The sequence below is a fragment of the Mycobacterium alsense genome, from assembly GCF_002086635.1.
GTDB lineage: Bacteria > Actinomycetota > Actinomycetes > Mycobacteriales > Mycobacteriaceae > Mycobacterium > Mycobacterium alsense.
Genome location: NZ_MVHD01000036.1, coordinates 14,772 through 31,990, shown reverse-complemented (window position 1 = coordinate 31,990; position 17,219 = coordinate 14,772). Strand labels below are relative to the sequence as shown.

Here is a 17,219-nt window from a genome sequence, read left to right as displayed (position 1 = left end):
TCCGAGGATGAGCATTTCGCTGCTGCTCGAGATGGCTGCGTCGAGCAACCCCGACCGCACCGCCGTCGTCGACGGCGATTTGCGGTTGACGGCCCAGGGGCTCAGCGATCTGGCCGACGGCGGCGCCGGCGTCATCGCGGCATCGGGCGCCAAGCACGTGGCCTACGTCGGCACCGGCGGCGCGATGCTGCCCGCGCTGATCTTCGCCTCCGCGCGCGCCGGTCTGGCCTTCACCCCGCTCAACTACCGGCTGTCCGCCGACGGGCTGCGGGCGCTGATCGAGCGGCTGCCCGAACCGCTGGTGATCGTCGACGGCCGCTACCGCGAGATGGTCGGGGACGCGACCGACCGGGTGCTGGGGTCCGACGAGTTTTTGACGGCGGCGCGCGACCGCGGCCCCACGCCGGAAATCCCTGAGTTTCCCGACCCCGAATCGGTTGCCATCGTGTTGTTCACGTCGGGCACCACGTCGCAGCCCAAGGCCGTCGAACTCTCACACAACAACCTGACCAGCTACGTGACGGGGACCGTCGAGTTCGAGTCGGCGGACGAGAGCGACGCCGGGCTGATCTGCGTGCCGCCGTATCACATCGCCGGGGTGGGCGCCGCGCTGTCGAACCTGTACGCCGGCCGAAAGATGGTGTACCTGCCCAACTTCGACGCCGACGAATGGGTGCGCCTGGTCAACGCCGAGAAGGTGACCACCGCGACGGTGGTGCCCACCATGCTGGACCGCATCGTCACCGCGCTGGAGACGGGCGGCCACGAGCTGCCGTCGCTGCGTAACCTGGCCTACGGCGGCTCGAAGGTGGGGCTACCGCTGGTGCGGCGCGCGCTCGAGCTGCTGCCGAACGTGGGCTTCGTCAACGCCTACGGGCTCACCGAGACCAGTTCGACGATCGCGGTGCTGACGCCCGACGACCACCGGGAGGCGCAGTCGGCGTCGGCGCCCCACGTGGCCAAGCGGCTGGGATCGGTGGGGCGGCCGGTGCCGGGCATCGAGCTGCAGATCCGCGACGAGCGCGGCGGGGTGCTCGGGCCGGGCGAAACCGGCGAGCTGTTCGTGCGCGGCGAGCAGGTGTCGGGGCGCTACACCGGGATCGGCTCGGTGCTCGACGAGGAGGGCTGGTTTCCGACCCGGGACATCGCCCTACTCGACGAGGACGGCTACCTGTTCATCTCCGGACGCAGCGACGACACCATCATCCGCGGCGGCGAGAACATCGCGCCCGCGGAGCTGGAGGAGGTGCTCATCGAGCACTCGCACGTCCGCGACGTCGCCGTGGTCGGCGTCGAGGATGCCCAATGGGGCCAGGCGATCGTCGCGGTGGTGGTGCCGGCCGCGGGCATCGATCCGGACCCGGAGGAACTGCGCGAACATGTCCGCAAGAGCTTGCGCGGGTCGCGCACCCCCGACCGGGTAGTGTTCCGCGACGAGCTGCCAACGACCCCCACCGGCAAGGTACTTCGCCGGGAGATCATCGACGAGCTAGCCAAGACGCTAAAAGGGATGAGTGCATGATCAAGAACGGAACCCGCCTCGCCAGCCAGGTGTGTGACACCCAGGTCATCGTGGTCAGGAGCGCCGACAGCCTCGACGACCTGCGCTGCGGCGGGGCGCCGATGGTGCCGATCGGCGGCGAGCGGTCGGGCGAGTTGGACCCGGCGTTCGCCGACGGCACGGTGATGGGCAAGCGCTACGTCGACGAGACCGGCGCCGAGGTGCTGGTGACCAAGCCGGGCGCGGGCAGCCTCAGCGTCGGCGAAACCAAGCTTCAGCTCAAAGAGGTCAAGCCGCTGCCGGCCAGCGACTAGCAGCCCCGGCTAGGGCCCTTGCGGCCCGTCGGCTCCGGCGGCCCCCAACAGGAGCCCGCCATTGCCGCCGGCGCCACCGGGGCCGCCCGGGCCGGCGGCGTTCGCGCCGCCTTCGCCGCCGTCGCCGCCGTTGCCGATCAGGCCCACCGCATTGCCACCCGGCCCCCCGGCGCCGGGGGCATTGAAGATCGACTGCCCGCCCGTGCCGCCGTGACCGCCGTTGCCGAACAGCGACCCACCGTTGCCGCCCGCGCCGCCGCCGCCTCCCTGCGGTGCGATGAACCCGCCGCCGCCGGTTCCTCCCGCGCCGCCGTTTCCGATCAGGTGGGCGCTCCCGCCGTTGCCCCCGCTCTTGGCCTGGGTGCCGTTGCCGCTGTCGCCGCCATCGCCGAACAGCTGACCGCCCGCGCCGCCGGCACCGCCCACGTTGCCGGTGTTGCCGTCTCCGGCGTCGCCCCCGTGGCCCCCGGTCCCCCACAGCAACCCGCCGGTGCCGCCATTGCCGCCGGCCCCACCGGAGCCGGTGGTGCCCTGATTGGCGAAGCCGCCGCCTCCGCCGGCGCCGCCGCTGCCGAACAGCCCTATCGCGTTACCGCCGGCGCCGCCGGTGCCCCCGCTGCTCGCGCCGATAAAGTCGTTGGCCCCTCCCATGCCGCCCCGGCCGCCATTACCCCATAGCAGGCCACCGCTACCGCCCATGCCGCCGGTGCCCGCGGGGCTCCCGGCGACGTTGCCCTGACCGCCGGTGCCGCCGGCGCCACCGTTTCCGAACAACCCGGCGGGCCCGCCGTTGCCGCCGTTTTGGCCCGCGGCGCCGGACCCGCCGTTGCCGCCGGTGCCCCACAGGATCCCGCCGGCGCCGCCGTTTTGCCCCGTCCCGGCCGCCCCGTTGGTCCCGTTCCCGATCAGCGGGCGGCCCAGCAGCAGCTCCGTGGGCGTGTTGATGACGTCGAGCACGTCTTGCGCGGCGATCTGCAAAGGCGACACGCTGGCCGCCTCGGTGGCCGCATAGGCGCCCGCGCCCGCGCTCAACGCCGCGACGAATTGCTGGTGGAACGCCGCGGCCCGGGCGCCGACGGCCTGGTACCCCTGGGCGTGGGCGCCGAACACCGCGGCCACCGCCGCCGAGACTTCGTCGCGGCCCGCGGCGATCAGCTCGGTGGTCCGGGTGGCCGCCGCCGAGTTGGCCCGGCTCAGCGCCGAAGCGATGCTCTCGAGATCCGTGGCCGCCTCGGCCAGCAGGTCGGGTTGCGCGACGAGAATTGACATTTCCGCACCTCCGATGCCCGGCGGTTAGGGGCCGGCCTGCCCGTCGGGTCCGGGCACCCCGAGCAGCAGCCCGCCGGCGCCGCCCGCGCCGGGAATTCCGCCGACCCCGGCGCTGTTGCCGCCGGCGCCGCCGTTGCCGACGAGTTGCGCGTTCCCGCCGTCGCCGCCGAAGGCCTTGTTCAGGCTGGCACCGCCGTCGCCCCCGTTGCCGCCGTTGCCGAAGACCGCGGAGTTACCACCGCGCCCGCCCTGACCGCCGTTGAACGCGGCGGTGACGCTCTGGCCCCCGTTGCCGCCGTCCCCGCCGTTGCCGACCAGGCCGATGGCGCTGCCGCCGGCGCCGCCCTTGCCGCCGAAACCGACTCCGGTGGCCTGCCCCCCGTCGCCGCCGCGACCACCGTCGCCCCACAAAGTGCCGCCGTTGCCCCCATCGCCGCCGGGACCGCCGAATGCGCCGACCCCGCCGGCGCCGCCATGGCCGATCAGGCCGGCGTTGCCGCCGTTGCCGGCCTTCAGGCCCTGGCCGGCGCCGCCGGCCCCGCCATCGCCGCTGAGCAGGCCTCCGTTGCCGCCGTCTCCGCCGGCGCCGATGAGGGATCCAATTTGACCGGGGCCGCTGCCGGCGTTCCCGCCTGCGCCGCCTGTGCCGTTCAACAGCCCGCCGTGGCCACCGTGACCACCGTTCCCGGACGTCACGTTGACCTGGGACGACACGCCGCCGGTGCCGCCGGCGCCGCCATTGCCGAACAACCCGATCGCGTCGCCGCCCGCGCCGCCATTGCCCGACATATTGAGGAAGGAGGCGGCGTTGTAAGCGCCACCCGTGCCGCCCCGGCCGCCGTCACCCCACAGCAGCCCGCCGCTCCCGCCGGCGCCGCCGTTGCCGGCGGGAACTCCGGCGGTGGTGCTCAGACCTCCCGCCCCGCCCGCGCCGCCGTTGCCGATCAGGCCCGCCGGCCCGCCGTTGCCGCCGGGTTGGTTCGCCGCGCCGGACCCGCCGTTCCCGCCGTTGCCCCACAGGATCCCGCCGGCGCCCCCGTTCTGGCCGGTGCCGGGCGCGCCGTTGGCGCCGTTACCGATCAGCGGGCGGCCCAACAGCAGCTCGGTGGGCGTGTTGATGGCGTTGAGCACGTCCTGCTGCACGGCCTGCCAGGGGTTGGCCGCCGCCGCGGCGTTGGCCGCCTCTGTGCCGGCATATGCCGCCGCCGCCGCGTTCAACGTCTGCACGAATTGGTCGTGAAAACTTGCCACTTGGGCGCTGAGGGCCTGATATCCCTGACCGTGAGCGGCAAACAGGACCGCAACCACTTCCGACACCTCGTCGGCGCCCGCGGCCAGCATCTGTGTGGTCCGCGCCGCCGCCGCCGAATTAGCTTGGCTGAGCGCCGAACCGAGGTTCGTCAGATCCGCGGCGGCCACCGACACCACGTCGGGTCGCGCAATCAGGAAAGACAATTCATACCTCCACCAGTCGCTTTACCGTAAGGAGCAATGCGGTGCGGCGGCGGCTAGGGACCGGCGTGCCCGTTCGCTCCGGGGATTCCGAGTATCAACCCGCCGTTGCCGCCGAGCCCGATCGTCGCGCCGACGCCGACGCTGCTGCCGCCCGCGCCGCCGTTGCCGACGAATTGCGCGCTGCCACCGTCGCCGCCGCTGCCCTTGTTCGGGCTGGACCCGCCGTCGCCGCCGCTGCCGCCGCTGCCGAAGACGGCGCCGTTGCCGCCGTGCCCGCCCTGACCGCCGTTGCCGGCGGCCAAGCCGCTCTCGCCACCGGTGCCGCCGGCCCCGCCGTTGCCGAACAGCCCGATGGCGCTGCCTCCGGCGCCGCCGTCGCCGCCACTGCTGAAGGTGGACGACCCGCCGTTGCCGCCGCGCCCGCCGTCGCCGAACAACGTGCCGCCGCTGCCGCCGGCGCCGCCGTCCCCGCCGGCCCCGCCGGCCCCACCGGCGCCGCCGTTCCCGATCAGGCCCGCATTTCCACCGTGGCCGGCGCCTTTGCCGAAGCCGGCGCCGCCGTCGCCGCCATTGCCGCTGAGCAGCCCGCCGGCGCCGCCATCGCCGCCGACACCGGGGAAGGAGCCCTGCGTTCCCGCGGCGCCGCCGGCGCCGCCGTTGCCGTTCAGCAGGCCGCCGTGACCGCCGTGCCCGCCGGACCCGGCGCCGCCCACCAAGCCACCGACAGCTATGCCACCGGCGCCACCGGCCCCGCCGTCGCCGAACAACCCGATCGCGTCGCCGCCCACCCCCCCGGCGCCGGCCGCGCCGACGGTGGCGCCGTTGTAGACACCGCCCGCGCCGCCCGGGCCGCCGTTGCCCCACAGCAGTCCGCCGGCGCCCCCGGCGCCGCCCCTGCCGGCCGCCACCGAGTTGGTCACGCTCAGGCCGCCCGCCCCACCCGCACCGCCGTTGCCGAACAACCCGGCCGCCCCGCCGTTACCACCGGACGAGTTCGGCGCGCCGGATCCGCCGTTGCCGCCGTTGCCCCACAGCAATCCGCCGGCCCCGCCGTTTTGGCCGGTGCCCGCGATCCCGTTGGCGCCGTCGCCGATCAGCGGGCGACCCAACAGCAGCTCAGTCGGTGTGTTGATCGCGTTGAGCACGTCCTGCTGCACGACCTGCCACGGGTTGGCCGTGGCCGCGGCGTTGGCCGCCTCGGCGCCCGCGTAGGCGCCCGCGCCCGCGTTCAGCGCCTGGACGAACTGTTGATGAAACGCCGCCACCTGGGCGCTCACGGCCTGATAGCCCTGGGCGTGCGCACCGAAGACCGCGGCCACCGCCGCCGACACCTCGTCGGCGCCGGCCGCCAGTAGCTCGGTGGTCTGGGCCGCCGCGGCCGAGTTGGCCTGGCTGAGCGTCGAACCGATGCCGGCAAGATTCGTGGCGGCCACCGACACCACGTCGGGTTGTGTGATCAGGAAAGACATTTCCACCTCCAGTTAGCCGGTTAGCCAGTTAGCGAGCGCAGATCAGGGCCCCTGGCGCCCGTCGGCGCCGGGCACGCCGAGCAAGAGCCCTCCGGCGCCACCGATCCCGCCCGCCCCGAGGTAGCCGGTGCCGCCGGCCCCGCCATTGCCGATCAGCTGGGCGTTGCCGCCGTTCCCGCCCACCGATCCGCCGAAGGTGGTGCCCACCCCGGCGTCGCCACCCCGGCCGCCGCCGCCGATGACGCCGCCGTTGCCGCCCTGGCCGCCGAAACCGCCCTTGCCGAAACCCTGGGCGCCGCCCCCGCCGTCGCCGCCGTTGCCGAAGAATCCAACGGCGTTGCCGCCCGCGCCCCCCTGGCCGCCATTCCCGTAGGAGGATTGCCCGCCCATGCCACCGTGACCGCCGTTGCCCCAGAAGGTTCCGCCGGCTCCACCGCTGCCACCGTCGCCGCCGTTTTCGAAAAGGAGGGTCTGGTCGGCGGGACCACCCGCTCCGCCGGCGCCGCCGTCGCCGATGAAGCCGGCGGCTCCGCCGGCGCCGCCCACCTTGCCGCCCGTGCTGTTGCCGCCGGCGCCGCCGTTGCCGCTCAGCATCCCGCCGGCGCCGCCGTTGCCGCCGAAGTTGCCGCGCGTGGCGAATCCGGCGTTGCCGCCGCGGCCGCCGTCGCCGTGCAGCATTCCGCCGTGGCCGCCCTGGCCGCCCGCGCCGGCAACGCTGTTCTGCATATCGCCGAGCTGACCGGAACCGCCGTCACCACCGGCGCCGCCGTTGCCGAACAACCCGATGGCGTCCCCGCCGCGGCCGCCGGTGCCTCCCGTGGTGGGGGACAGGGCAAACCCGCCGACGCCGCCAGGCCCCCCGTTGCCGAACAGCAGTCCGCCGGTGCCGCCGGCCCCACCGGGGCCGGCGGACTGGAAGCCGACGGCCTGCCCGCCGGCCCCTCCCGCGCCGCCGTTTCCGAACAGCCCGGCGGGCCCGCCGTTGCCGCCCGGCCCTCCGGGCCCGGCGCCGGTCGCCGGCTTGCCCGTCCCGCCGTTGCCGCCGTTGCCCCACAACAGCCCGCCGGCCCCGCCGTTCTGCCCGGTCCCGGGCAGCCCGTCGGCGCCGTTGCCGATCAGCGGTCGGCCCAACAACAGTTCGGTGGGCGTGTTGATCGCGCCCAGCACTTGCTGCTGCAGGGCCTGCCAGGGGTTGGCCACCGCCGCGGCGTTGGCCGCCTCGGCGCCGGCATAGGCGCCCGCGCCGGCGTTGAGCGCCTGGACGAATTGCTCGTGAAACGCCGCCACCTGGGCGCCGAGCGCCTGATACCCCTGACCATGAGCGGCAAACAGGGCCGCGACCGCCGCCGACACCTCGTCGGCGGCGGCGGCCAGCACCTGGGTGGTCTGGGCCGCCGCGACCGAATTCGCCTGGGTCAGCGTGGAACCGATCCGCGCCAGGTCGGTGGCGGCCACCGTCACCAGGTCGGGCTGTGCGATCACGAATGACATCGCTACCTCCGGCGAACTATGGGCTCGCTCGCCGGGACAAAGCGATCATCGAGCTTGCGTTAAGGCCAGATCGTAGCGCGTTGTCCCGCCGTGTCGCCGGGTTTAGCGAAACCTTTTGCCGGACGGTGCGGGGGCACGAAAAGGGCGGAAAAAGGCGGAAAAGGGAGGGGAAAAGCAGCGAGAGGCGAGGGAGCGGGTAACGAACGGCGAGGGGACGGGGCCCTAGCCGGGAATCCCGTTGCGGATGACGAATTCCCTTGCCTTGATGAGGAATTCGAGTTGCTCGCCCACCTGGCGCAGCGGGTCGGTGCTGCGGGTGGAGCGGGACAGCACGACGGCGCCCTCCAGCGCGGCGATGGACATCACCGCCAGCGAGGCGGCGTCGGCGTCGTCGAAACCGTCGTTGGAGAAGGCGCGGGTCAGCGCGGTACACCAGCGGCCGAGGATGGCGCCGGCCTCGGCGGACAGCTTGGGGTCGGCGTCGTCCGAGCCGATCGCCGCCGCCACCACCGGGCATCCGGCGGCGAAGTCGCCGTCGGTCAGCAGGCGCTCCCAGAAGGTGACGAACTCGCGCAGCAGCGCCCGGGCGCCCCAACCGGCGGCGTCGTCGATCATGGTGGTGATCGAGTCGCCCGAGTAGCGCAGCGCCTCGGTCAGGATTTGGTTGCGCCCGTGCGGAAAGTGGTAGTAGACCGAGCCGCGCGGGGCGCCGCTGCGGGCGAGCACCTCGTCGATGGTCACGCCGGCCGCGCCGCGTTCGCGCATCACCTGGGCGGCGCTGACCAGCATCTTGGTGCGCGTGTCGCAGCGCCTGGTCCGGGTCGCGTCAGCCTTGGCGTCGGTGCTTGTCGGCACTGTCGTACCTCCCGTGGGCTCGCGTCATGCGGCTTGCGTGTGGCGGTGTACCGGCCAGTGCATGTTACGCGGGCTGAACCGGAACGGCCGCCGCTTGAAGTCGGGCAGCTCGCGGGTGAACTGGTAGCCGGCCACGTTGAGCTCGATGATCCACATTTTTCTCTCCCGGCCTGTGTGAGGCCCATGATTATGCTAAGAAGCATATGAGACAGCGGTCCAGTAAGCAAATTTTATTCCCTAACTAAGCCGCGCAGCTCTAGAAATGGCGGTGCCGGCGCGCCAGGGACCCGGCCACGGCGGCCTCCACCACGGGGTTTCTATGCTCTCTTGCATAACAGCGAGCATGCAAAAAGCACCCGGCGCCCTGCGCGCGGGTGCTTGTTGCGTCGGTTCGGCGCGACGGCCGGTCAGTCGACCGTGTAGCCCATCGGCATGAGCACGCTCTTGTGCTGGGTGAAGTGCTCGACGCCCTCCGGCCCGTTCTCGCGGCCGATGCCGGAGTTCTTGTAGCCGCCGAACGGGCAGCACGGATCGAAGGCGTACCAGTTGATCGCGTACGTCCCGGTGCGGATCTTCTCGGAGATCTCGATGCCCTTGGGCACGTCGGAGGTCCACACGCTGCCGGCCAACCCGTACACCGAGTCGTTGGCGATCTTGATCGCGTCCTCCTCGGTGTCGTAGGGGATGATCGACAGCACCGGGCCGAAGATCTCCTCCTGGGCAATCGTCATCTTGTTGTCGACGTCGGCGAACACCGTGGGCTGCACGAAGAAGCCCTCGTCCAGGCCCTCGGGGCGGCCGCCGCCGCAGACCAGCCGGGCGCCCTCCTCGATGCCCTTGGCGATGTAGCCCTCGACGCGGGCGCGCTGCTTCTCGTTGATCAGTGACCCGATCTGGGCGGCCGGGTCGGACGGCGGGCCCACCGGCAGCGCCTGCACGAAAGCGCCTACCGCGTCGACGATTTCGTCGTAGCGCGAGCGCGGCGCCAGGATGCGGGTCTGGCCGACGCAGGCCTGCCCGGTGTTCATGATCCCGGAGAACACCATCATCGGGACCGCGGAGGCCAGGTCGACGTCCTCGAGGACGATCGCCGCCGACTTGCCGCCGAGCTCGAGGGTGCACGGCTTGAGCATGTCGGCGGCGCGCCGGCCGATCTCCTTGCCGACGCTCGAGCTGCCGGTGAAGGTGAACATGTCGACGTCGCGGTTGGCCGTCAGCGCCTGCCCGGTCTCGATCCCGCCCGGCACCACCGACAGCACCCCCTCGGGCAGACCGGCCTCGGCGAGCACCTCCGCCAAAGCGTTTGCGGTCAAAGGGGTTTCGGCCGCCGGCTTGAGCACCACCGTGCAGCCGGCCAGCAGCGCCGGGCCCAGCTTGTTGACCGCCAAAAACAGCGGCACGTTCCAGGCGACGATCGCGCCCACCACGCCGATCGGTTCGCGGTGCACGATGGTCTGGCCGTAGGCGCCGTTGCGGACCTCGCGCCACTTGACCTGGTCGACGGCCGGTCCGGCGAAGAAGTTCATCGCCCCCAGCGAGCCCATCCAGTGCATCGTCTCGATCGTGGTCGGCGGCTGACCGGTCTCGTCGGCGAGCAGCTTGGCGAACAGCTCCTTGCGCTCCTCGAGCAGCTTGACCGCCGCGGCGAGGACGGCCGCGCGTTCCTTCGGCGGGGTCGTGGGCCATGGGCCGCTGTCGAACGCGGCGCGGGCGGCGGCGACCGCGGCGTCGACGTCGGCCGCGGCCGCCATCGGCACCTTGCCGACGTACTCGCCGGTGGCCGGGCAGTGCACCTCGATGACCTCGGAAGTCGACGGCTCCGCCCACTTGCCGCCGATGAAAAGCTTGTCGTATTCGGTCGCAGCCTGCGTCTGGATGTCGCTCATGGCGCCACCCTACCCAAGCGGACGCAAAACGAGAACATGTTCCATTATCGGGGCGAGAGCACCAGCGCGAGATTGCTGACCAGCAGCTCGCGCAGCCCCGGCACCGACGTCAGCCACCACGCCCATCGCGGGTGGTAGCGCGGGAATGCGGCCACCGCGGCGCCCGTGCTCGCCGCCCAGCTCAGACCGTCGGCGGCCGACACCGCGAACAACGACGATCCGTAGTCGTTTTTGGCCGGATGGCCGTGCTTGCGGGCGTAACGCGCGGCGGCCCGCGCGCCGCCGAGGTAGTGGGACAGGCCCATCTCGTGGCCCCCGAAGGGGCCCAGCCACACGGTGTAGGAGAGCACGACCAGCCCGCCCGGCCTGGTCACGCGCAGCATCTCGGCGCCGAGCCGCCACGGCCGGGGGACGTGCTCGGCCACGTTGGAGGACAGGCAGATGTCCACCGAGTCGTCGGCGAACGGCAGCGCCATGCCCGACGCCCGGACGAACTTCGCCGATTCGCGCGCGAAAGCCGGTCCCGCGGCGTGCATCTCGTCGGGGTCGGGTTCGACGCCGAGGTACCGGACGCCGGCATCGCCGAACGCCGCCGCGAAATAACCCGGCCCGCCGCCGACGTCGAGCAGCGTGCGGCCCGTCGGGGGCCCGCCGTGCGTGGCGCGCCACAGGTCGCCGACCATCGCCGCGGTGTCGGCCGCGAGTTCGCCGTAGAAGCGCGCCGGGTCGGAGCCCTCGTAGCGAAACGCCGACAGCAGCCGCAACGAGCGGCGCAGCGTCGCCCGCCGCGCGAAAACGTCGGTGACGGCCACCGGCCAACCCTACGGCGGCGAGACCGATGCCTACTGCGGCGGCAAAGCGGGTACTGAGGGGTTCAGGGACGAGCGCGGCGTGACGTCGGCGCAACTGCGAGGAAGGTGGCTGAGGCAGGGAATGGACGTACCCGGTTGGCTTTGGGCCCTCACCATCCTCGGCATCGCCGGGCTGCTGGCGTTCGACCTGGTCTTCCACGTCCGTCGGGCGCACGTCCCGACGCTGCGGGAGGCCGCCGTCTGGTCCGCCGCCTACGTCGGCGTCGCGCTGCTGTTCGGCGTCGGCGTGCTGGTGTTCGGCCCGCGCGAGGCGGGCCCCGAGTACTTCGCCGGTTACGTCACCGAACAGGCCCTCTCGGTCGACAACCTGTTCATCTTCCTGGTGATCATGGCCGGGTTCCGGGTCCCGCGCGAGGATCAGCAGAAGGCGCTGATGTTCGGGATCGTCGTGTCCCTGATCGTCCGCACCGCGTTCATCTTTCTCGGTGCCGCGCTGATCAACGCCTTCGCGTGGATCTTCTACCTGTTCGGGCTGATCCTGTTGATCGCGGCCGGCAGCATCCTGCGGCCGGACGACCGCGCGGATTCCCGCAAAGCCGACAACGTCGTCATCCGGATCGCCAAGAAGTTCCTGCACACCACCGAGCACTACGACGGCGACAGGCTGTTCACCACCGTCGACGGCCGGCGCGCGATGACGCCGATGCTGTTGGTCATGGTCGCGATCGGCGGCACGGACATGTTCTTCGCGCTCGACTCCATCCCGGCGATCTTCGGCCTCACCCAGAGCGTCTACATCGTCTTCACCGCGACGGCGTTCTCGCTGCTGGGCCTGCGGCAGCTGTACTTCCTCATCGAGGGCCTGCTGGACCGGCTCGTCTACCTCTCCTACGGGCTCGCGGCGATCCTCGGTTTCATCGGCGTGAAGCTGATCCTGCACGCCCTGCACGAGAACAACGTCCCGTTCGTCAACGACGGCGAGCCGGTGTCGGTGTTCGAGATCAGCACCCAGCTGTCGCTGGCGGTGATCGTGGCCGTTCTCGTCGTCACCGTCGTCGCCTCGTTGCTCAGCCCCATGGGCAAAGCCCACACCGCGATCGCCAACGCCCGGCGCCACGCGACGGCCTACCTCGACTCGGAATACACCCACGATCCCGCCGAACGCGAACGCATCTTCCGCAAGCTGCTGAGCGAGCGCGATCAGATACTGGCGCTCGGTCCGAAGTATCGCCAGCTGGTCCGCGACGAGCCCGGCCTCATCGACCTGCTCGACCGCGCGGCCGCCAATCATGACGAAGCCGTCGACCGTGGCGAGGCCGCGCCGTTCACCAGAATGGGGCTGACTTCCTGACCGCCGGCACCACGCTCGAGGAGCCGCTGTGTAGGGTTGCGCCCTGGTGTTCGATTACCTGCTCGACGTGCTCGGCAACTCGTGGTGGGCCTATCCGCTGATCCTGTTCTCCTGCACGTTCGACGCCGTCCTTCCGATCCTGCCGAGCGAGACGGCGCTGCTGACCGGGGGCATCCTCGCCGCGGACGGCTCGATGCTGCTGGCAGGGGTGATCGCAATGGCGGCCATCGGCGCGTTCGCCGGCGACAACATCGCCTACTGGATCGGGCACTCGGCCGATGACTGGGCCCGCCGCTGGATCGCCCGCGGCGACAGGGGCAAGCGCAGCCTGGAATGGGCGCACCGGGAATTGGAGCGGCACGGTGGCCCGCTCGTCATCGTGGCGCGGTTCCTGCCGGGCGGCCGCACGGCCACCACGATCGCCTGCGGCGTGCTGGACTTCCCCTACCGCCAGTTCCTGGCGTACGACGCGGCCGGCGCCGTCGTGTGGGCGACGTTCACCACGCTGATCGGTTACCTCGGCGGCAACGCCTTCGCCGACAACACGATCGCGGCGTTCGCCGTGTCCTTCGGCGCGGCGCTCGCGCTGGCCGGCGCGATCGAACTGATTCGGTGGCTTCGCCGGCGGGCCGTGGTTTCCCGATAGGCTGGCCATCGATGTCTGCTCTCCGCTCGGTCCTGCTGTTGTGCTGGCGCGACACCGGGCACCCGCAGGGCGGCGGCAGCGAAACCTACCTGCAGCGTGTCGGCGCGCAGCTGGCCGCCTCGGGGATCGCCGTCACGCTGCGCACCGCGCGCTACCCGGGCGCGCCCAGGTGCGAGGTGATCGACGGCGTGCGCATCCAGCGTGCGGGCGGCCGGTACTCGGTATACGTGTGGGCGCTGCTGGCCATGGGCGCCGCGCGCGTCGGTCTCGGACCGCTGCGCGGGGTGCGGCCGGACGTGGTCGTCGACACCCAGAACGGCCTGCCGTTCCTGGCCCGGCTGGTGTACGGCCGGCGGGTCGCCGTGCTCGTGCACCACTGCCACCGTGAGCAGTGGCCGGTGGCCGGGCCGGTGCTGGGCCGCATCGGCTGGTTCGTCGAGTCGCGGTTGTCGCCGCGGCTCAACCGGCGCAACCAATACGTGACGGTGTCGCTGCCGTCGGCGCGCGACCTGGTCGCGCTCGGGGTGGCCAACGACCGGATCGCGGTGGTGCGCAACGGCCTCGACGAGGCGCCCGCGCAATCGCTGTCCGGCCCGCGCTCGGGCGCGCCGAGGGTCGTGGTGCTGTCGCGGCTGGTGCCGCACAAGCAGATCGAAGACGCGCTGGAGGCCGTTGCCGCCCTGCGGCGGCGGAATCCGGCGATGGCCGGGCTGCACCTCGACATCGTCGGCGACGGCTGGTGGCGGCGCCGGCTCGTCGACCACGCGCGGCGGCTCGGCGTGTCCGACGCGGTGACCTTCCACGGCCACGTCGACCACCTGACCAAACACCATGTGCTGCAAGGCTCGTGGGTGCACGTGCTGCCGTCCCGCAAGGAGGGCTGGGGCCTGGCGGTGGTCGAGGCGGCCCAGCACCGGGTGCCCACCATCGGCTATCGGTCCTCGGGCGGCCTGTCGGACTCCATCGTCGACGGCGTGACCGGGATCTTGGTGGACAGCCGCGCCGAGCTTCAGGATCGCCTCGAGGAGCTGCTCGTCGACCCGGTGCTGCGCGACCAGCTCGGCACCAAGGCGCAGACGCGCAGCGGCGAATTCTCCTGGACGCAAAGCGCCGACGCGATGCGCGGTGTGCTGCGGGCCGTGCGGGCCGGCGAGTTCGTCAGCGGCGTCGTCTAGCCGCGAGCCCGCCCACCGCGCCCATGCTCAGCGCCGCCAGCCACGCCAGGTGCGCGACCAGCGTGGCCGTGCGCCGCGCGGGCGGGACACCGGCGGTGTCGCCGCCGACCCGGTAGAGCGCCGGCCCGCCGTCGCGGCGCACCGGCGTCAGGGCGCCGACGGTGCGGGCGGCGGCGCCCATGTCCCCGGCGCTGTCGGACTCGACGACCAGCCAGCCCACGCCGGCGCGGGCCAGGGAAGCCGGGTCGGACCCGGCGAGCAGCAGGCCCTGCACCGCGCGGGCGCGGTCGCCCTCCCCGGGGACGACGACCCCGGAGATCGCCAGGTCGCCGGTGCTCAGCACGTCGGCGCGCACCCAGCGCGGCAGCGGGTCCAGCACCGGCGCAGGCCCCGACCACCAGAACAGCCGCATGGTGCCGGCGGGCAGCACCGCGACCGGGCGCGGGTCTCGGTTGATCGCCGCCGCCACCGCCCCCCACCCGGGCGGGTAGCGCACCGGGGCGACCTTGCCCCACGCCCCCCACGCCAGGTCCGGCAGCGAAAGGATCAGCGCCAGGCAGCAGGCCAGCGCCGCCGCGCGCGACCCGAGCCGCCGCCGCAGCGCCAGCACCGCTCCGGCGCCCGCCAGCGCGTACCCCGGTACGGCCAGCGCCACCCACTTCTGCCCGTCGCGCAGCACACCGAAGCCGGGCGCCGCGTCCACCAGCGCGCGCAGCGCGTGCAGGCCCGGGCCGGTGGCGAGCGCGGCCGGCACCAGCACGGACACCGCCGCCAGCGCCAACAACGGCACCGCCGCGCGGCGGCGCGCCACCACCGGCAGCCCCGCGACCACCACAACCAGCAGCACCACGGCCGAGGACAACGCGAAAAGCGTTGTCCGCGAGGCGGGTACGGCCTCACCGTTCCAGATGCCGCCGAGGCTGGCCAGGCTGCCGAGCGTGCCCAGCCCGGGCTCGGCGCGCGGCGCGAAGGCGTCCACCCCGATCGCGTTCGCCGCCGCGTGCGCGCGCAGCGACGAGCCCAGCAACGACGCCGTCAGCCAGGGCGCCGCCGCCACCAGCGCGGCACCCAGCGTCACCGCGGCGCACCACCGGCGCGAGCGGCCCTCACCCGCGGCGGCGACGCACACCAGCGCCACCGCCGCGGCGAGCAGCAGGCCCGTCGGGGTCAGGCCGGCCAGGGCGATCCAGAAGGCCAGTTCGAACGGCGAGCCGTCCGCCGTCCGCACCCGGAGCATCGCCGCCGCGACCCAGGGCAGGCAGCCGTAGCCGACCAGCAGGCTCCAGTGGCCCTGCAAAAGCCGTTCGGCGACATAGGGATTCCAGATCGCCACCGTGCACGCGACGAATTGGCCGGGCGCGCCCGCGTCGGGCAGCGCGGTGGCGGCCAGCCGGGCCGCGCCCCATCCCGCCAGCCACAGCCCCACCACGAGCAGCGCCTTCACCACGACACCGCCGTCGATGACATGCGAGGCCAGCGCCACCGCGAAGTCCTGGGGCGTCGCCCGCGGCGCGGCCGTCAGCCCCAGGGCGGTGTCGGACAGATACGACCGCGGCGTCGACACCGCGTCGCGCAGCAGCAGATAACCCGGCGCCAGGAGCGGCGCGACCACCAGGAGCGCCAGCGACAGCGCGTACCCCGGCCGGGCCCAGCGCATCCGAAGGGGCTAGGGCCGTTCCGGCGGGCCCGTCGGCCCAGGCGGCTCCGGCGGCCCCGTGTCCGGCGGCCCCGGCTCGGGCGGCTCGACCGGCTCGTCGGCGCCCAGGGTGGGGGCCTCCGGATCGGCCGGGGCAGGCGGCCCCGGATCATCCCGCGGAGCGGGCCGCTGGGTGGGCAGCTTCTCCGTCTCGGCCTCGGCGCCGGGCACCGGTTCGTCGAGCCCGCGACCGAAGAATTCCTGATCGCCCCGGTCCAGCCCCGGGTCGGTCAGCGCGCTCTCGGTCCGCAGGCTGAAGGAGGCCAGCACCGCGCCGCCGACCAGCGCGATCAGGCCGACCGCGGTGAACGTGATCGGCAGCACGCGCGACCACAGCGCCAGCCGGTCGCGCTCGTCGCGGGCGGCATTGACCTGGGACTCGACGGTGTCTTCGTTGGTCGTGACCTTGTAGTCGACCAGCGTCATCTCGGGCTTGAGCGGGTCGCGGGCGAAGTAGTGGTTGGCGTGCTCGGTCTCCTTGACGATGGTGCCCGACACCGGGTCCACCCAGAAGGTCCGCTGCGCGGCGTAGTAGCGCGTCATGGTGATCTGCTCGGCCGGGTCGCCGCCCTGCACGCCCCACATCGCCGCCGACGTCGTCTGCTTGGCGTCCTCCTGGCCGGCCAGCAGCGACGGGTACGTGACGGGGGCCACCAGCTTGCCGTCGGCGTTGTAGCCGACGTTCTGCGTGAAGCGGTAGGTGGTCAGCCCGTTGACGTCTTCCTGGGTGTCGTAGTTGACGTCGAAAGGCTTCTGCGCGATGGGGTCGAAGTAGGGGTACGTCTTCTTCTCGGTGTGGAACGGGAACCGGTAGGCCAGGCCGTCGTGGCGCAGCGGCATCGCGGTGGGCGGGTTCTCGTCGTTGAAGGCGCGCGGCTTCTGCACCGACCCACCGGTGTGGGTGTCGTCGGAGACGGCCGTCGCCGTCTTGCGGTTGAGGGTGACGGTGTCGACGATCGCCAGCAGCAGCCCGCTGTCCTTCTGCTTGTCGGTGCGCCGCACGGAGGTGCCGACCTGCAGGGTGACGACGTCGGCGTTGGCGGGGGACTCGACGCTGACCTGCTGCTGGGACACCAGCGGCACGTTCTGGTTGACGACGAGGTGGTCGGTGGCCAACGACGCCGCGTCGAGGGCCTGCATGGCGGTGCCGTCGCTGACGAGCGTGGCGTCGATGTCCAGCGGCACCTTGGTGATCCGGCTGCTCGTGTACGTGGACAGCAGCAGCGCGGCAATCAGCAGGGCCGCCCCGAGTCCGATGATCGCGCATGCGGCGAATCGCAACATGACTGCTCGGTTCAC

Annotated in this window: 15 protein-coding genes; 5 read left to right on the top strand and 10 right to left on the bottom strand. The window is 72.7% G+C overall.

Annotation, left to right across the window (positions count from 1 at the left end; all coding sequences use genetic code 11):
* Positions 1-7 precede the first annotated feature (7 nt).
* On the top strand, positions 8-1,522 hold the full coding sequence (locus BST11_RS18550) for a class I adenylate-forming enzyme family protein (protein WP_083139353.1): 1,515 nt from the start codon (positions 8-10) through the stop codon (positions 1,520-1,522).
* On the top strand, positions 1,519-1,815 hold the full coding sequence (locus tag BST11_RS18545; protein WP_083139352.1) for a hypothetical protein: 297 nt from the start codon (positions 1,519-1,521) through the stop codon (positions 1,813-1,815). The genes BST11_RS18550 and BST11_RS18545 overlap by 4 nt, the downstream gene beginning before the upstream one ends.
* Before the next feature lie 9 nt (positions 1,816-1,824).
* Here BST11_RS18545 and BST11_RS28965 read toward each other — a convergent pair whose 3' ends face one another.
* The 8 genes from BST11_RS28965 to BST11_RS18510 form a co-directional block, all read right to left on the bottom strand.
* Positions 1,825-3,084 carry a PE family protein gene (locus BST11_RS28965; protein WP_083139351.1) on the bottom strand — a complete coding sequence of 420 codons (1,260 nt, stop codon included), beginning with the start codon at positions 3,082-3,084 and terminating at the stop codon, positions 1,825-1,827.
* Positions 3,085-3,108: 24 nt separating this feature from the next.
* A complete protein-coding gene (locus BST11_RS18535; protein ID WP_083139350.1) occupies positions 3,109-4,539 on the bottom strand; it encodes a PE family protein in 1,431 nt (476 codons plus the stop codon).
* A gap of 53 nt (positions 4,540-4,592) precedes the next feature.
* Positions 4,593-6,008: a PE family protein gene (locus BST11_RS18530; protein WP_083139349.1), complete on the bottom strand. Its 1,416-nt coding sequence runs from the start codon at positions 6,006-6,008 to the stop codon at positions 4,593-4,595.
* A 42-nt stretch (positions 6,009-6,050) separates the two neighbouring features.
* On the bottom strand, positions 6,051-7,499 hold the full coding sequence (locus BST11_RS18525; RefSeq protein ID WP_083139348.1) for a PE family protein: 1,449 nt from the start codon (positions 7,497-7,499) through the stop codon (positions 6,051-6,053).
* 222 nt (positions 7,500-7,721) lie between these two features.
* Positions 7,722-8,288: a TetR/AcrR family transcriptional regulator gene (locus BST11_RS18520; protein ID WP_083139371.1), complete on the bottom strand. Its 567-nt coding sequence runs from the start codon at positions 8,286-8,288 to the stop codon at positions 7,722-7,724.
* Between the two features lie 90 nt (positions 8,289-8,378).
* Positions 8,379-8,510, bottom strand: coding sequence for a hypothetical protein (locus BST11_RS28960; protein ID WP_264010280.1), 132 nt, complete (start codon positions 8,508-8,510; stop codon positions 8,379-8,381).
* 251 nt (positions 8,511-8,761) lie between these two features.
* Complete coding sequence (locus BST11_RS18515; RefSeq protein WP_083139347.1) at positions 8,762-10,240, bottom strand: aldehyde dehydrogenase; 1,479 nt, start codon at positions 10,238-10,240, stop codon at positions 8,762-8,764.
* Positions 10,241-10,284: 44 nt separating this feature from the next.
* Entirely contained in the window at positions 10,285-11,052 is a 768-nt protein-coding gene (locus BST11_RS18510; RefSeq protein WP_083139346.1) for a class I SAM-dependent methyltransferase, read from the bottom strand.
* A gap of 121 nt (positions 11,053-11,173) precedes the next feature.
* Between BST11_RS18510 and BST11_RS18505 the strand changes: the two genes are divergently transcribed.
* Genes BST11_RS18505 through BST11_RS18495 form a run of 3 tightly spaced genes read left to right on the top strand, consistent with a single transcriptional unit; the run spans position 11,174 to position 14,224 of the window.
* Positions 11,174-12,403 carry a TerC family protein gene (locus BST11_RS18505; protein WP_083139370.1) on the top strand — a complete coding sequence of 410 codons (1,230 nt, stop codon included), beginning with the start codon at positions 11,174-11,176 and terminating at the stop codon, positions 12,401-12,403.
* Positions 12,404-12,449: 46 nt separating this feature from the next.
* Positions 12,450-13,049: a DedA family protein gene (locus BST11_RS18500; RefSeq protein ID WP_083139345.1), complete on the top strand. Its 600-nt coding sequence runs from the start codon at positions 12,450-12,452 to the stop codon at positions 13,047-13,049.
* A gap of 11 nt (positions 13,050-13,060) precedes the next feature.
* The gene (locus tag BST11_RS18495) at positions 13,061-14,224 is read left to right on the top strand and encodes a glycosyltransferase family 4 protein (protein WP_083139344.1); all 1,164 of its coding nucleotides are present in this window, start codon (positions 13,061-13,063) and stop codon (positions 14,222-14,224) included.
* On the opposite strand, the gene BST11_RS18490 is transcribed toward BST11_RS18495, so the two are convergent.
* Together BST11_RS18490 and pgfA are read right to left on the bottom strand one after the other, a co-directional pair.
* Positions 14,208-15,881 carry an MmpA family trehalose lipid delivery protein gene (locus BST11_RS18490; RefSeq protein WP_083139343.1) on the bottom strand — a complete coding sequence of 558 codons (1,674 nt, stop codon included), beginning with the start codon at positions 15,879-15,881 and terminating at the stop codon, positions 14,208-14,210. The two genes, BST11_RS18495 and BST11_RS18490, sit on opposite strands and share 17 nt — an antisense overlap.
* Before the next feature lie 9 nt (positions 15,882-15,890).
* Positions 15,891-17,219, bottom strand: coding sequence for a cell envelope lipid trafficking protein PgfA (pgfA, locus tag BST11_RS18485; protein ID WP_158086801.1), 1,329 nt, complete (start codon positions 17,217-17,219; stop codon positions 15,891-15,893).

Excerpts from the sequence above, each read along its gene's own strand:
- BST11_RS18495 (WP_083139344.1), top strand. The coding sequence starts at position 13,061 with ATGTCTGCTCTCCGCTCGGTCCTGCTGTTGTGCTGGCGCGACACCGGG.
- BST11_RS18520 (WP_083139371.1), bottom strand. The coding sequence starts at position 8,288 with ATGCTGGTCAGCGCCGCCCAGGTGATGCGCGAACGCGGCGCGGCCGGC.
- BST11_RS18530 (WP_083139349.1), bottom strand. The coding sequence starts at position 6,008 with ATGTCTTTCCTGATCACACAACCCGACGTGGTGTCGGTGGCCGCCACG.
- BST11_RS18550 (WP_083139353.1), top strand. The coding sequence starts at position 8 with ATGAGCATTTCGCTGCTGCTCGAGATGGCTGCGTCGAGCAACCCCGAC.
- BST11_RS28965 (WP_083139351.1), bottom strand. The coding sequence starts at position 3,084 with ATGTCAATTCTCGTCGCGCAACCCGACCTGCTGGCCGAGGCGGCCACG.
- BST11_RS18525 (WP_083139348.1), bottom strand. The coding sequence starts at position 7,499 with ATGTCATTCGTGATCGCACAGCCCGACCTGGTGACGGTGGCCGCCACC.
- BST11_RS18490 (WP_083139343.1), bottom strand. The coding sequence starts at position 15,881 with ATGCGCTGGGCCCGGCCGGGGTACGCGCTGTCGCTGGCGCTCCTGGTG.
- BST11_RS18545 (WP_083139352.1), top strand. The coding sequence starts at position 1,519 with ATGATCAAGAACGGAACCCGCCTCGCCAGCCAGGTGTGTGACACCCAG.
- BST11_RS18505 (WP_083139370.1), top strand. The coding sequence starts at position 11,174 with ATGGACGTACCCGGTTGGCTTTGGGCCCTCACCATCCTCGGCATCGCC.
- BST11_RS28960 (WP_264010280.1), bottom strand. The coding sequence starts at position 8,510 with ATGTGGATCATCGAGCTCAACGTGGCCGGCTACCAGTTCACCCGCGAG.
- BST11_RS18515 (WP_083139347.1), bottom strand. The coding sequence starts at position 10,240 with ATGAGCGACATCCAGACGCAGGCTGCGACCGAATACGACAAGCTTTTC.